The sequence below is a fragment of the Niallia sp. FSL W8-0635 genome (genome assembly GCF_038007965.1).
GTDB lineage: Bacteria > Bacillota > Bacilli > Bacillales > Cytobacillaceae > Niallia.
Window position 1 is genome coordinate 1,128,599 of the sequence record NZ_JBBOYD010000001.1, and the last position, 14,152, is coordinate 1,142,750.

Annotated in this window: 12 protein-coding genes; 9 read left to right on the forward strand and 3 right to left on the reverse strand. The window is 33.9% G+C overall.

Features of this window, described 5'->3' with window-relative positions; genetic code table 11:
* The first annotated feature begins 4 nt into the window (after positions 1 to 4).
* Positions 5 to 640 carry a response regulator transcription factor gene (locus NYE52_RS05400; protein WP_341192119.1) on the forward strand — a complete coding sequence of 212 codons (636 nt, stop codon included), beginning with the start codon at positions 5 to 7 and terminating at the stop codon, positions 638 to 640.
* 35 nt (positions 641 to 675) lie between these two features.
* On the opposite strand, the gene NYE52_RS05405 is transcribed toward NYE52_RS05400, so the two are convergent.
* A complete protein-coding gene (locus tag NYE52_RS05405; RefSeq protein ID WP_341192120.1) occupies positions 676 to 1,194 on the reverse strand; it encodes an antibiotic biosynthesis monooxygenase in 519 nt (172 codons plus the stop codon).
* 610 nt (positions 1,195 to 1,804) lie between these two features.
* Between NYE52_RS05405 and hemE the strand changes: the two genes are divergently transcribed.
* The 6 genes from hemE to NYE52_RS05435 all read left to right on the forward strand — a co-directional run bounded on the left by hemE (position 1,805) and on the right by NYE52_RS05435 (position 9,973).
* The gene (hemE, locus tag NYE52_RS05410) at positions 1,805 to 2,863 is read left to right on the forward strand and encodes a uroporphyrinogen decarboxylase (protein WP_341192121.1); all 1,059 of its coding nucleotides are present in this window, start codon (positions 1,805 to 1,807) and stop codon (positions 2,861 to 2,863) included.
* Positions 2,864 to 3,148: 285 nt separating this feature from the next.
* Positions 3,149 to 4,093, forward strand: a complete 945-nt coding sequence (gene hemH, locus NYE52_RS05415; RefSeq protein ID WP_341192122.1) for a ferrochelatase — start codon at positions 3,149 to 3,151, stop codon at positions 4,091 to 4,093.
* A 269-nt stretch (positions 4,094 to 4,362) separates the two neighbouring features.
* On the forward strand, positions 4,363 to 4,953 hold the full coding sequence (locus tag NYE52_RS05420) for a TetR/AcrR family transcriptional regulator (protein WP_341192123.1): 591 nt from the start codon (positions 4,363 to 4,365) through the stop codon (positions 4,951 to 4,953).
* 57 nt (positions 4,954 to 5,010) lie between these two features.
* Positions 5,011 to 7,230, forward strand: a complete 2,220-nt coding sequence (locus tag NYE52_RS05425) for a YhgE/Pip domain-containing protein (RefSeq protein ID WP_341192124.1) — start codon at positions 5,011 to 5,013, stop codon at positions 7,228 to 7,230.
* A gap of 255 nt (positions 7,231 to 7,485) precedes the next feature.
* Complete coding sequence (locus NYE52_RS05430) at positions 7,486 to 8,475, forward strand: lipoate--protein ligase (RefSeq protein ID WP_341192125.1); 990 nt, start codon at positions 7,486 to 7,488, stop codon at positions 8,473 to 8,475.
* Between the two features lie 220 nt (positions 8,476 to 8,695).
* Complete coding sequence (locus NYE52_RS05435; protein ID WP_341192126.1) at positions 8,696 to 9,973, forward strand: M48 family metallopeptidase; 1,278 nt, start codon at positions 8,696 to 8,698, stop codon at positions 9,971 to 9,973.
* Between the two features lie 250 nt (positions 9,974 to 10,223).
* Here the strand turns inward: NYE52_RS05435 and NYE52_RS05440 are convergent, their stop codons facing one another.
* On the reverse strand, positions 10,224 to 10,454 hold the full coding sequence (locus NYE52_RS05440; RefSeq protein WP_341192127.1) for an IDEAL domain-containing protein: 231 nt from the start codon (positions 10,452 to 10,454) through the stop codon (positions 10,224 to 10,226).
* Between the two features lie 190 nt (positions 10,455 to 10,644).
* On the opposite strand from NYE52_RS05440, the gene NYE52_RS05445 reads away from it, so the two are divergent.
* The gene (locus NYE52_RS05445; RefSeq protein ID WP_341192128.1) at positions 10,645 to 11,232 is read left to right on the forward strand and encodes a competence protein ComK; all 588 of its coding nucleotides are present in this window, start codon (positions 10,645 to 10,647) and stop codon (positions 11,230 to 11,232) included.
* A gap of 25 nt (positions 11,233 to 11,257) precedes the next feature.
* On the opposite strand, the gene NYE52_RS05450 is transcribed toward NYE52_RS05445, so the two are convergent.
* On the reverse strand, positions 11,258 to 11,623 hold the full coding sequence (locus NYE52_RS05450) for a hypothetical protein (protein WP_341192129.1): 366 nt from the start codon (positions 11,621 to 11,623) through the stop codon (positions 11,258 to 11,260).
* Positions 11,624 to 11,856: 233 nt separating this feature from the next.
* On the opposite strand from NYE52_RS05450, the gene NYE52_RS05455 reads away from it, so the two are divergent.
* The gene (locus NYE52_RS05455) at positions 11,857 to 13,848 is read left to right on the forward strand and encodes a S9 family peptidase (protein WP_341192130.1); all 1,992 of its coding nucleotides are present in this window, start codon (positions 11,857 to 11,859) and stop codon (positions 13,846 to 13,848) included.
* Positions 13,849 to 14,152: the final 304 nt, after the last annotated feature.

Consider the following 14,152-nt stretch of genomic DNA (forward strand, 5'->3'; position numbering starts at 1 on the left):
GGAAATGATTAGAGTAGTAGTAGTGGATGATCATGAAATGGTCCGGAAAGGGATTATTTCTTATTTAATGACAGAGTCGAATATTCAAATTGTAGGAGAAGCAAATAGTGGGCAAACGGCTGTTCAGCTTGTCTTAAAAGAAAAGCCAGACATTGTGCTAATGGATTTATTGATGGAAAACGGGAATGGAATCGAAGCGACTAAAGCCATTCTAACAGAATATCCAAGCTGTAAAATCATTATTATTACTAGCTTTTATGATGAAGCTCAAGTAATTCCGGCGATAGAGGCAGGGGCTTTTAGTTATTTATTAAAAACAGCAAGTGCACTTGAAGTTGTTCAGGCTATTCATAAAGCAAATAGTGGCGAAGCGGTTATTGAGCCAAAAGTTGCGAACGTAATGGTGAAAAAGTTACGAGCAACAGAAAGAAAACCTCATGATGATTTAACAGAAAGAGAACTGGAAGTACTAATGTGTATTGGGGAAGGGATGACAAATCAAGCAATTAGTGAGGAATTATACATAGGAATAAAAACAGTAAAGACTCATGTTAGCAATATTTTATCCAAGCTAGGAGTAGCCGACCGAACACAAGCAGCCGTGTATGCAAATAGAAATGGCGTCATCAAGACAAGGTAATTAATTGTTCAGTAGGCTACAGAGATTAGTTACGATTAATCTTCCTCTGGAATAGTTAATTGCATGAAGTATGGTTTGCCATTAAAGATAGAATGCTGGGAACTATTCCAGCTTTTTTCACCATTTTTTCCGATGGGTGCCTTTGCATTTTCTGGCTGCTGCATCCACTTAATATAGCTTGTTTTTTCTTCCCATAGACGAAGGATAATATAAGTATCTCCCTTATTAGGACGGAGGAATCGAATTGCTTGCATCTCTCTTTTTGTGTTAGAAGTAAAATATTTCATCAAGCTATGCTCGAAAATAGGTTTATTGTCCTCACTTACAGGGATATGATTCATTGTAATAAAGCCTTTGTTTTCTAATATTCCGTGCGTAAATAATATGTCGTAGCTTCTTGGTTCTTTAAAAAAGGAAGGTGCTTGACTTTCGTGAAGTAGGATTGCCCGATCACTATTTGTGTCTTGCATTAACAATAACGTTTCTTTAGAAAATTCATTCTCGTATTTCTTCCATAAATAATCATATGTTCCGCTAGTAAGATAGATTTTCATTTCTTTTCCTCCACTGTAGTTTTTAGCTAATATTGCAAAGAGAAAGGGACTAGGAAAGAATTTTTTTATAATGTAAGCGTTCTTCCTTATATAGAATGCCCTAAGATTTTCCTCATAACTAATTGTATCATCCATTTTGTTTATACTTTAAGTATAGCTTAACTTTAGCTGTAATGTTTAATCTATAAGTGTTTCAAATAATGTTTTCAGGAAATAAATTTGTTCATGATATAAATCATAATGGTTATAATACATCTGGTGCAATTCGCATTTCTTTTAGATAAAAATGTCTAAATTGTGACAATGTGATAAGTTATCTATGCAAAGGTAGTGAAAAAGATATATTATTAAAATATATGCAGATTTGAGAATGAATATTTTTACATAAAGTAAGAGAAATAGTGGAGTGTCTAGGATTAGGACATTCCTTTTTATTAATTGGGTAGAATAAGCTTAGGAGAAGCGTATATATTTATCCATTCTACAAATCTTTTTACTTGCATATTGTTTATAAATATTATAACTTAATAATGATTATAAATAATTCGGGAATAACAATTTATATAGATGGAATGGAATACATACCTTTGAAAGGTGGACAATATAGAGAATGAGCAAACAAATGAAAGATACATTTTTAAAAGCAGCAAAAGGACAGCCCACGGATTATGTTCCAGTATGGTATATGAGACAGGCTGGACGCTCCCAACCTGAATACCGAGCAATTAAAGAGAAATATTCTTTGTTTGAAATTACACATCAGCCAGAATTATGTGCTTATGTTACAAAATTACCGGTTGATCAATATGATGTTGATGCTGCTGTATTATATAAAGATATTATGACGCCACTTCCAGCAATTGGTGTAGATGTTGAAATAAAATCAGGGATTGGACCAGTGATAGAGAATCCTATTCAGTCAATGGACGATATTTCAAGACTTGGTATGTTACATCCTGAACAAGATATTAAGTATGTCCTTGATACTATAAAGCTACTGACAACGGAGCAATTAAATGTACCGTTAATTGGTTTTTCTGGCGCCCCTTTCACTCTTGCTAGTTATATGATTGAAGGTGGACCATCGAAAAATTATCATAAAACAAAAGCATTTATGTATGCAAAACCAGAAGCTTGGACTGTTCTAATGGAAAAGCTTGGCGATATGGTTGTTACCTATGTGAAGGCGCAGATTCAGGCTGGAGCAAGTGCTATTCAAATTTTTGATTCCTGGGTAGGTGCTTTGAATGTAGAAGACTATCGCCTATTCATTAAACCTGTAATGGAAAGAATCTTTTCACAATTAAAGGAAGAAAATGTCCCTTTTATCATGCATGGTGTTGGAGCAAGTCATTTAGCTTTAGAATGGAATAATCTTCCTCTTGATGTAGTTGGGCTTGATTGGAGATTGCCAATTTCAGAAGCAAGAAAGATGGGGATAACGAAAGCGGTTCAAGGAAATCTGGATCCTGCTGTGTTACTTGCACCATGGAATGTTATTGAAGAAAGGGCCAAACAAATTATTAATCAGGGAATCGAACAACCAGGCTTTATCTTTAATCTAGGACATGGGGTATTCCCAGATGTAGATCCTGCTGTGTTAAAAAGACTGACTGGGTTTATTCATGAATATTCTGGTGATTTATTAAGTAAGCGTGTGGGTAAATAATAACAACTTTAAAGGATATCTAAAGAAAAGGCTATTTTCTAAAAGATTGTTGTTTTTTCAATAGGAGAAAAGAGTTAGTTGAAATAATGGAGCAGCCGGAATACACGTAGTCGCCACGGGGATTAGCGAGACAGTCTGAGACCCCGGAGGCGAAGCGGAGGAGGCTTAAGCTTCGCCCCACGGAAAGCGAAGTGTATTTCTGATATGCGGGTAATAGCAACAAACTTTACGAAAAAAGCTAAAGAAAAAAGATACAAAATAGTAGAAAGGAAAGAGGTAATGAAAATGAGTCGCAAAAAAATGGGACTTCTAGTTATGGCATACGGAACGCCATATAAGGAAGAGGATATTGAGAGATATTATACGGATATTAGACATGGAAGAAAGCCGACAGATGAAATGCTTGAAGATTTACGAAGTCGTTATGAAGCAATTGGTGGACTTTCGCCATTAGCGAAAATTACAATGGAACAGGCAAAAGGATTAGAAGCACATCTTAACGAAATACAAGATGATATTGAATTTAAAATGTATCTAGGCTTAAAGCATATTGAACCATTTGTAGAAGATGCTGTAAAGATGATGCATAAAGATGGCATACAAGAAGCGGTAAGTATTGTGCTTGCTCCTCACTATTCTACATTTAGTATTAAATCTTATAATAATCGTGCAAAAGAAGAAGCAGAAAAACTAGGTGGATTAACGATTCATAGTATTGAAAGCTGGTATAAGGAGCCTAAGTTTATTAACTATTGGGTAAATCAATTAAAAGAGACATACCGTAAAATGTCTGAAGAAGAAAGAAATAATGCAGCATTAATTGTATCTGCACATAGTTTACCAGAAAAAATTCTTCAATATGGAGACCCTTATCCAGAGCAATTAAAGGAAACGGCAGATTTAATTGCGAAAGAAGCAGGAATTTCTACTTATTATTTAGGTTGGCAAAGTGCGGGTAATACACCAGATCCTTGGCTTGGACCAGATGTTCAAGATTTAACAAGAGATTTATACGATAAGCATGGATATAAAGCATTTGTTTATGTTCCAGTAGGATTTGTTGCAGAACATTTAGAGGTTTTATATGACAATGACTACGAATGCCTTGTGGTTACTGAGGAAGTTGGGGCAAGTTATTATCGACCAAAGATGCCGAATGCGCAGCCAGAATTTATTGATGCATTAGCAACAGCAGTGTTAAAAGAAATTGCTTTACCTATTAAAGGATAATACATTAAAAAAATTTTTTCTTGACCTTATTATATTGGAAACGGAACCAAGTGATTTTTACGAAAATCGCTTGGTTTCTTTTGTTGCAAGAGTTTTAACACTGTGATATATTCTTTTTTGTACCAACTGACCGAATTGTTATTTTAGTCATTTTTGCTAATTAGGGCAATTAGTACAATTTTAATACCAATGGGAAAAAGCAAAGACTTTTTTTGCTCCTACATATGAAAAATAACAAATATATTGCTAGTAAGAAAGAGGTGGGGTGTATGAGTGTTAATCGTAGAAAGCTTATTTTAGAAGCTGCGACAAAATCCTTTTCTATGTTCGGTTATAAAGCAACTACTATGGACCATGTCGCTAAAATCGCAAATGTCGGAAAAGGAACTATTTATACTTTTTTTAAGAATAAGGAAGAGCTCTTTTACGAAATTATTAATGATTTGATAGCGGAAATGAAGGAAAGAGCAGATGAGTCTTTTAATCCTACCTCTACGTTTATGGAAAATGTCCATCGTGCATTGATGAATATGCTTGAGTACAGAAAAGAACATCAATTGACGGTAAAACTTTTTCAAGAACAACGCGAAATCGGTACTTTAGAAGTAAAGGAAGTTATTAATCACTTAGAAAATGCCATTTTAAATTATATGAAAATACGTGTGCAAGAAGCCGTAGATAAAGGGGAAATTCAGATAAAAGATTCAGAGTTGACCTCTTTTATTATCTTTAAAGTATACCTAGCATTAATTTTTGAATGGGAGAAAAATCACCCACCTCTTAGTGCTGAGGAAATAGCTTCTAGTTTAGAAATGCATTTATTTTATGGATTATCAGGGGAGTCCCTAGTTTCTAAGTAAAGGGGATTTGAAAGTAAAGGAAAGAGTAATGGATTTATTGAAAATGGAGGGAATAACATGAAACAAAGTTTATTAAAGGCAGAGCTGTCCTCTATTTTTAAAAATAAAATGATGCTGATCTCTGTTATTGCTATTGTATTTATTCCAATATTATATGCGGGTATCTATTTATGGGCCTTCTGGGATCCATATGGAAACCTAGATAAATTGCCTGTTGCAGTCGTTAATGAAGATACAGGGACAGAAATGAACGGAAAATCATTAGATATCGGAAAAGATTTAGTGAGTAATTTAAAGGACAGTGAAGATTTTAATTTTATTTTTGTTGATAAAGAGACTGCTTATAAAAATTTAGAAAATCAAAAATATTATATGTTAATAGAGATACCAAAGGATTTTTCAGAAAATGCGACGACCTTACTTGAGGATAATCCACAGAAATTAGATTTGAAATATGTCTCTAATCCTGGCTATAATTTTATTTCTTCTCAGATAGGGAACTCTGCAATTGAAAAAATTAAGCAGGGTGTTAGTAAAGAAGTGACGGAAACCTATGCTGAATCTATTTTTGAAAATATTACAGAAATGTCAGATGGTTTAAAAACGGCAAGTTCAGGTGCGAAGGATTTAGAAGAGGGTACAGACAAAATTAAATCTGGTACCGAAGAAGTTTATAATAACTTAGAGACGCTTGCTGAAAAGTCAATTCAATTTTCTGATGGTGTAAATACTGCAAATGATGGTGTGAAAGAGCTGGCAGCTGGTGCTGGTGATTTGAATGAAGGGTTATCTGCACTCCAATCTGCACAAGGGGAATTAAGTACAGCAGCACAGAAATTGCAAGCAGGCGATCAAGCGATTCTGGATGGCGTTTCTCAAACAAAAGATGGAATCAATACAGTTAAAGCGAATATACCTTCCCTAATAGAAGGGTCAAATCAGCTTCAAACAGGTGCAGATACTTTATCGCAAGGTTTAACTGAATGGAGTGATAAATCAGAGCAATTAGCTGCTGGAGCAAATCAGTTAACGGAAGGTGCTAAAACCTTACAGGAAACAATTAATTCGATTATGCCGATGCTAGCAGGGTTACCGGAAGAAAATCAGCAGCAGTTAATAGCAGCAATGCAAGGCTTAGTGGATGGTAGTTCGTCTATTGCTACAAATACAGCAGCATTGAGTCAAGCAGCAGACCAATTGGCAGAAGGTGGAGAAAGCCTTTCGAATGGTCTTACTGAATTAACAAAAGGGCAAAAACAGCTTCAAGCAGGGGTTAATCAGTTAAGTGATGGTAGTACAAAGCTAGAAAACGGGGTTGAACAGCAGACTGCTGGTCAAGAACAATTTGTGTCTGGAATGAATCAGTATACGAAAGAATTCTCAAAAGCTGTCGATGGGTCTTCTAATTTAGCTGAAGGTGCGAATACTTTACTAACAGGAATGAATACACTTGCAACAGGCTCGACGGCTTTATCAGATGGAACTAATTTGCTGAAAAACGGTTCAAAGGAATTGGTAAACGGAACTTCTTCCTTATTGGATGGTAGTAAAGAGCTTTCCTCTAAATTATCAGATGGCGCAGAGGAAGCAAGTTCGATTCATTCGGATCAAAAAACATATGACATGATTGCAGAACCAATTTTAGTTGATCAAGAAAAGGTATCAGATGTTCCAAACTATGGAACAGGCTTAGCTCCATATTTTATCTCACTGGGATTATTTGTTGGTGCATTAATGCTCTCTATCGTGTTTTCTTTTGCGGAACCAAAAGAACAGCCGAAAAGTGGTATTCGCTGGTTTTTAAGCAAAACGATTATTCTGATTGGAGTAGGTGTCTTACAGGCACTTGTTGCTTCCTTTGTATTACTCGTTATTTTAGGTATGGAGGTTCAAAGCGTGCCATTGTTTATCCTATTTACCATTTTAACTAGTTTAGTATTTTTCTCGATTATCCAATTTTTCGTTACGTTATTTGGGAATCCTGGACGGTTTATTGTTGTAATAATTATGATTTTCCAATTAACAACAAGTGGGGGGACTTTCCCATTGGAGTTAATACCAAATGCATTACAGCATATCCACAATCTATTGCCAATGTCTTATTCAGTAGCAGGCTTAAAAGCGGTTATATCTACTGGTGATTTTAATTATATGTGGCATAATGTAGAGATACTTGGTATCTATCCACTTGTATTCTTTGTTGGTACAGCTCTATACTTTATCTTTAAATACAAACGTCATTATGCAAATAATGAAATAGAAGTTACTGCAGAATAATTTTGAAAGCTACAGCTTGGTATCTTCATAGGAAATCTATTGTACTAAAATATGATAGAAATTCTTGAAGCTACTAAGTCGTAGCTTTTTTGACTGTACATCACAAATATCAGTTATTTGAAAAAAACTTTGCCAAATCTATGAAAAAAGTACAAATGAAGTGATTATTTCCCGTTTTTTCGTTATAGTATAAAAGGGCAATTAAATTCTGGAAAATAGGATATAATTCTACAAAATTATAAGGGGTGTCTTTTTATGCTATTTATAGATAATAAAGGGATTACAGATCCGCGTATTAATCTAGCAATAGAAGAATATGCTTTGAAAAATTTAGACATAAATGAAACTTTTCTGTTATTTTATATAAATGAACCTTCTATCATCATCGGAAAAAACCAAAATACGATAGAAGAAATTAATACTGAATATGTAGAATCAAAAGGCATACATGTTGTTAGAAGATTGTCTGGTGGCGGTGCTGTCTATCATGACCTAGGTAATTTAAGTTATAGCTTTATCACCAAAGATGACGGGGATAGCTTCCATAATTTTAGAAAATTCACCGAGCCTGTTGTCCAAGCTCTTAAAAGCATGGGAGTAAATGCTGAACTAAGTGGTCGCAATGATCTTCTTGCTGAAGGTAGAAAAATATCTGGTAATGCACAATTTTCTACAAGAGGAAGAATGTTTACCCATGGTACATTACTTTTTGATTCTGAAATGGATCATATTGTGTCAGCGTTGAAAGTGAAAAAAGACAAAATTGAGTCAAAAGGGATTAAATCAGTGAGAAGTAGAGTAGCGAACATTACTGAATTTCTTCCGAAAAAAATATCAATAGAAGAATTTCGCCGCTTACTGTTAAGTTATCTTTTTGATGGGGAAGAGAATGTTCAAGAATATGTATTAACAGAAGATGATTGGGAGAAAATCCATCAATTATCAAAAGAAAGATACCAAAATTGGGATTGGAATTATGGAAAATCACCTAAATTCAATCTGCAGCATTCACATCGTTTCCCGGTTGGGCAAATTGATGTAAGATTTGATGTAGTAAAAGGAATTGTGAAAAACTGTAAAATTTATGGTGATTTCTTTGGTGTTGGCGATGTAGAAGATATTGAAAAACGCCTTATTGGTGTTCGCTATGACCGTTCTGAATTAGAAAAAGCATTAGAAGATATTCCCATTAAGCATTATTTCGGAAATGTCACAAAAGAAGATTTTCTGCAATTGATTTATTAATCATATAGAAGAATATTTTTAGGCATCTAGAATGATAGTGGTTATCCTATTATTTAGGATGCTTTTTTACGTTTAACGGATAAAACAGTGTTACACAGATGTTGATTCCAACGGCTAATAAGATAAACAAAATAAATAGCAAAAAATACTCCTTTTAGTTCTAAAAATTCTTTTTTGGACTACTTATTAATAATAGGTTGTACTAGGCAGGAGGGAGATTATGACTAGAAAAATTGGTTTTTATGCAGTAGTTGCCTATGTTTTATACGGCTTGTTTTTTTATTGGTATTTATTTCAATTCACGAGTCCAACTTTGCCCTTTGAATATCAGGGATCAAAAGCGGATCCAAGTACATTTCTAAATAGTAGAGAATTGGTATTAAGTGAGGAATATTCACGGGTAAGGAACTTCTTGTTTTTTATATCTACTCCATTTGAGTGGCTTCTTTATTTATTAATATTGTTATTTGGTTTTTCCAAAATATTTAAAAAATGGGGAGAGGCTTCGGCAAAATATAAGCCATTGCAAACGGCGATTTATTTATTTTGGCTTAATATAACAGCATTTGTCATGACATTTCCTCTTAGTTATGTTAGTTATTCCTTGTCCAAAACCTACCATATTTCTACACAAAGCTTTCCTTCTTGGATGAAGGATCAATTAATTGATTTTTGGGTGAATTATCTTCTTTTGTACCTTATTGTTCTTGTCTTATATTGGCTAATGAGAAAAAGTCAAAAGAAATGGTGGCTTTATGCATGGCTGTTATCTATTCCGTTTACATTATTTCTTACATTTATCCAGCCAGTTGTTATTGATCCACTTTATAATGATTTCACTCCTTTAAAGGATAAAGCACTAGAGGCTGAGATATTGAAGCTAGCGAGTGCGTCGAATATTCCTGCCGACCATGTTTTTGAAGTGAACATGTCGGATAAAACAAATGCATTAAATGCGTATGTTACAGGAATAGGAAGCAACGCAAGAATTGTGCTTTGGGATACGAGTTTAAAGGAATTAGAGAATGGTGAAATTTTATTTGTAATGGCACATGAAATGGCTCATTATGTAGAAAAACATATTTATATTGGGATAGGTATTTCCTTATTCTTGTCTTTGTTTGGTTTATATTTTATTTATAAATTAATGCACTGGATTGTGAATAGATGGGGACATGCACTTAAAATATTGAAAGTAGAGGATATTCAGTCCTTTCCTTTAGTTCTACTATTAATTTCTATGTTGCTGTTTGCTGTAAATCCATTTACTAATTTAATTTCAAGGTATGAGGAAACAAGGGCAGACGATTACGCAGTCCAATTAACGGAGAACCCAGAAGCTGGTATTGTCACTTTTCAAAAATTAGCAAAAACAGGATTGAGTGAAGTGAACCCACCTTTATTAGTGAAAATATTCCGCTATAGCCATCCGACAATGTTAGAAAGAATTAGTAAGCTAGAAGAGGAAAGCATCCGTTTGCAAAATCAGCAACAATAACCAATGTTTTAATTAACCAAATCGGCAGCCTAAATACGATTCGTTTTTACAGAGTTTATTTGTTCTGTCAAGCGAGCCTACATGTATTCAGGCTGTTTATTATTCCTAAATGGATTATTTTCCTGTAAAAACGCGCTATTCTTTTAGAAAACAGAAAACAAAAAAATAAAGGATGTCTCAAAGAGCTTAATTTTAGCTAGCAAATTAGGCTCTTTGGGGCATCCTTAAATTGTTAAGAAATATAGTGTTATCAAGTACCGAAGCGCTTACATAATAAATTGAATTTAATACTAAGTTCGTTGAATTTTTCTCTATCTCGCTCATCAATGGCTTTATCGATCAAGGACATCAAACTTGCTTTTTCATTGTTTAATTGAATTTCAGAAAGCAACATTTCAATGTAGAGGTCTTTTACATAAGTTTCTGTGTGTTTTTTTTGGCCACTTAACTTTGTAAATTCAGTGTAGGACTTATCATTCATTGTCTTTCCCTCCTGATGCCTTTTTAATATTATATGGGAGAATTTGATAATTATCAATTTATTTTTTTAAAATTGTGAAATTTGATTATAAAGTATGTCTGTTTTCTGAAGAATCGAAATATTGTAATGCTGATTAGGTAAAAAGTGCTATTATTGGGTGAGGTCAATAAAGAAAAGGAGTGGTTTATAGATGGAAGAAAAGTATAAAATCGTAGATAAGTATGGTATTACGTATCACACAAATGCAGTATTGCCTTATATGTTAGATAATGGTGTTATCTATTCAAAGATATTTGAAGATAGGAATGTATTTTTGTGCAAACTCAGCCCGCTTATGATTGTTAAAAATACTTGTAGTTATCTTGGGAGCTCTTATGAAGGAAGAAGAGAGGGAACGAGGCGACTGATGACCTATTATCATAAGCTTCCGATTGTGATTGATGAATTTAATTCGGTGTATGTCTTTCCGACTCATTCTCCCAGAAATAATAACTGTGCATGGATTTCACTTCATCATATTCTTGATATAAAAAAAATAGAAGCGTCCAAAGTGAGGATTACCTTCCAAAATGAGCAAAAGATAGAAATTGGGATTTCTATCTATACGCTGAGAAACCAAATTATGCGGACAAAATCGTTAAAAACTTTACAGCATTATAATTATGAAGCAAGTAGAAATCCTGAGCTAACATATAAAAGTGTAATGGATAAACAGAAAAAACTGGCAGAAAGCCAGATGATATATAAAAAAAAGCGAAGCAAACCGAATAACAATTAGCAGGATTTTTTTTTAATTGTTTTTGTTAACTAATAGTAAACCGTTTGTACAAAAAATATTCTAATAATTCCTGAACTTTATTGCGAAGGCGTGGGTTAAAATAATTATGATATTCTTCGTAGCCATTGTATATAAACAAAAACATGGTAAAAGCATCATCACGATTTACTTCCTGAATCTTCAATGCATGCTTATGCATATAATTCTTCGTATTTTTTAACTCCGATTGTACTGCTTTCATTGTATTTTCTATAAGGGCTATATAAGGTTGTTTTAATTTAAAATTGCTTATTTTGATGACCTGCAGATCCCGATTAAGTATAGTTAAAAGCATAGGAAGATAAATAGCCTTTTCCATAATGTCTCTTTCTATTTCAGGAATTCGTGTCATAATCTGTAACCCCTTTTTTATATATTGTAGAACATTTGTTCTTATATGATAATACCTGTTTTGTTTGCTATTTTCAAGTTGATAATTATATTTTTTAAACGAGTTTTTAATATAAATGAAGGAAGCAGGGTTTTAAATACTGCATCTTCAAAAAATGATAGAAAAAGGAAAGATAAGAAGGGGAAACTATTTCAATTGTCGAAATATATAAATACTATAATAAGGGAAGGAAGATGAAATTGAAAGAAAGTAAAAGAATAGATGCAGAATCTTTGTATGAATTAAACTCCGTGGTGGATCCACAGGTTAATGAAAAGGAGCAAGCATGCTTATATGTGCTCACTTCTATTTGCAAAGAAACCGATAAGTATTATTCAAATATATTCTATAAGGATCTAAATACACTTGAAACCTCTCAATGGACGTTTGGGAAAGATCGAAACTATTCTCCAAGATGGTCGCCGAATGGAGAACAAGTTGTCTTTATTTCTAATCGTTCAGGAAAAAATCAATTATTTCTATTAAGTAAAAACGGCGGAGAAGCAAAGCAGTTGACCTTTTTAGTGAATGGAGTAAGTAATCCAGTCTGGTCTCCCGATGGCAAAGAGATTGCTTTTCAAATTAATTTGAAACCTGGCGAAACGGTAGAAGATAAAGAGGTTAAAAAGGAAGAGAAAGAGAATAAGCTTACTGCTTTAGAAGTAACGAATATGAAGTATAAATCAGACGGGAAGGGCTTTTGGGATGGTAGCTATGACCATATTGCTGTTATAAATACAGAAAGTGGTGATATCGAGCAACTTACTTCAGGAGAAAATAATTATTACCTGCAAAGCTGGTCACCTGATGGACAGTATATCGCGATTAGTGCAGATGAAAATAATGAGAAGGATTTTAGCTTTCTTTCTGATATTTATCTATATGACAGAAAAAAAGATAGCTGGAATAAAATAACAGAAAGTGATGGTAATTATGGAAAAGTAACATGGACGCCTGATAGTAAAAAGTTAGGTTTGATTGGAAGTGGTCGTGAATACGAGAATGCCACTCTGTCTAAGGTATGGGTATATGATTTAGAATCAGATTATCTACAATGCTTGACACCAGATTGGGATGTGAATGTTGGAGATTATGCAATTGGAGATTTTCAACAAGGGGCTGTCACACCTGGCCTACTTTGGGGAGAAGATAATGAAAGCTTTACTTTTTTAGGAACAGATCATGGAAATACCGTTGTTTATTTTGGGAATATTAGTGGAGCAATCTATCCATCTCTTATTGATAATCATCATGTGTACGGCTTATCAACTGGAGGAAGTTTAAAAAGAGCAGTTGTAGCTATTAGTACACCAACACATCCAGGAGATTTACATACATTGAATTTAGAGACAGGAGAGGTTCAGCAAATTACAGATGTGAATAAAGAGTTTGCTGAAGCACATACATTTTCTGAAGCTGAGCCATTGCAATTTAACTCTCGAGATGGCTGGGAGCTGCATGGTTGGTTAATGAAACCACAAGGCTTTCAAGAGGGAGAAAAATATCCTATGGTAGTAGAGATTCATGGGGGCCCGCATGCGATGTATGCTAATTCTTATTTCCATGAATTTCAAACCCTAACATCCAATGGTTTTGCTGTACTATTTATTAATCCGAGAGGAAGCCATGGCTATGGACAACAATTTGTGGACGCTGTACGTGGAGATTATGGTGGAAAGGATTATGAAGATATTATGGATGCCGTGGACTATTGCTTAGAAACATTTGATTTTATAGATGCTTCTCGTTTAGGTGTTACAGGAGGAAGTTATGGTGGTTTTATGACAAACTGGATTGTTGGGCATACGGATCGTTTTAAAGCAGCAGTTACACAGCGCTCCATTTCGAATTGGATAAGTTTTTATGGGGTGAGTGATATAGGCTATTATTTTACAGATTGGCAAATAAAAGCAGATTTAAATGATTTGGAAACACTATGGAAGCATTCTCCATTAGCCTATGTCAATAACATTCAAACACCATTACTCATTTTACATGGTGAAAAGGATTATCGATGCCCAATCGAACAGGCCGAGCAATTATTTATTGCCTTAAAGGTTCAGAAAAAAGAAACGAAATTTGTACGCTTTCCCGAATCGAATCATGAACTTTCAAGAAGCGGGAAACCTACACTTAGAATAGAAAGACTAAACTACATTAACAACTGGTTTTTAGAATATATATAATGATTAAATGATAGAGGGTGCCATCTGGTGCCCTCTTTTTAAATTAAGTAAGGTTATTGCTTTTGACGATTATTTTAAAAATGGAGAGGTAGAAGATTGTGAACAAACAGAAAAAGTACAATATTACCTTGTAATGTAATTTTAAGCAAGAAAAAAATGTAGAAAAGCACTTTTTTTGATATGATAGTAAAAAGAAAGTTAACCATTAAGAAATTAAGAAATTAAGGAGTTAGATAGAGACAGGATTTTACATAGAAAAGAAGGTCTATATTTTTGTACAAAGGTTACAATTGATAGTAATAAA

Coding starts and splice junctions, on each gene's coding strand:
- NYE52_RS05400 (WP_341192119.1), top strand. CDS start 5: ATGATTAGAGTAGTAGTAGTGGATGATCATGAAATGGTCCGGAAAGGG.
- NYE52_RS05405 (WP_341192120.1), bottom strand. CDS start 1,194: ATGAAAATCTATCTTACTAGCGGAACATATGATTATTTATGGAAGAAA.
- hemE (WP_341192121.1), top strand. CDS start 1,805: ATGAGCAAACAAATGAAAGATACATTTTTAAAAGCAGCAAAAGGACAG.
- hemH (WP_341192122.1), top strand. CDS start 3,149: ATGAGTCGCAAAAAAATGGGACTTCTAGTTATGGCATACGGAACGCCA.
- NYE52_RS05420 (WP_341192123.1), top strand. CDS start 4,363: ATGAGTGTTAATCGTAGAAAGCTTATTTTAGAAGCTGCGACAAAATCC.
- NYE52_RS05425 (WP_341192124.1), top strand. CDS start 5,011: ATGAAACAAAGTTTATTAAAGGCAGAGCTGTCCTCTATTTTTAAAAAT.
- NYE52_RS05430 (WP_341192125.1), top strand. CDS start 7,486: ATGCTATTTATAGATAATAAAGGGATTACAGATCCGCGTATTAATCTA.
- NYE52_RS05435 (WP_341192126.1), top strand. CDS start 8,696: ATGACTAGAAAAATTGGTTTTTATGCAGTAGTTGCCTATGTTTTATAC.
- NYE52_RS05440 (WP_341192127.1), bottom strand. CDS start 10,454: ATGAATGATAAGTCCTACACTGAATTTACAAAGTTAAGTGGCCAAAAA.
- NYE52_RS05445 (WP_341192128.1), top strand. CDS start 10,645: ATGGAAGAAAAGTATAAAATCGTAGATAAGTATGGTATTACGTATCAC.
- NYE52_RS05450 (WP_341192129.1), bottom strand. CDS start 11,623: ATGACACGAATTCCTGAAATAGAAAGAGACATTATGGAAAAGGCTATT.
- NYE52_RS05455 (WP_341192130.1), top strand. CDS start 11,857: ATGAAATTGAAAGAAAGTAAAAGAATAGATGCAGAATCTTTGTATGAA.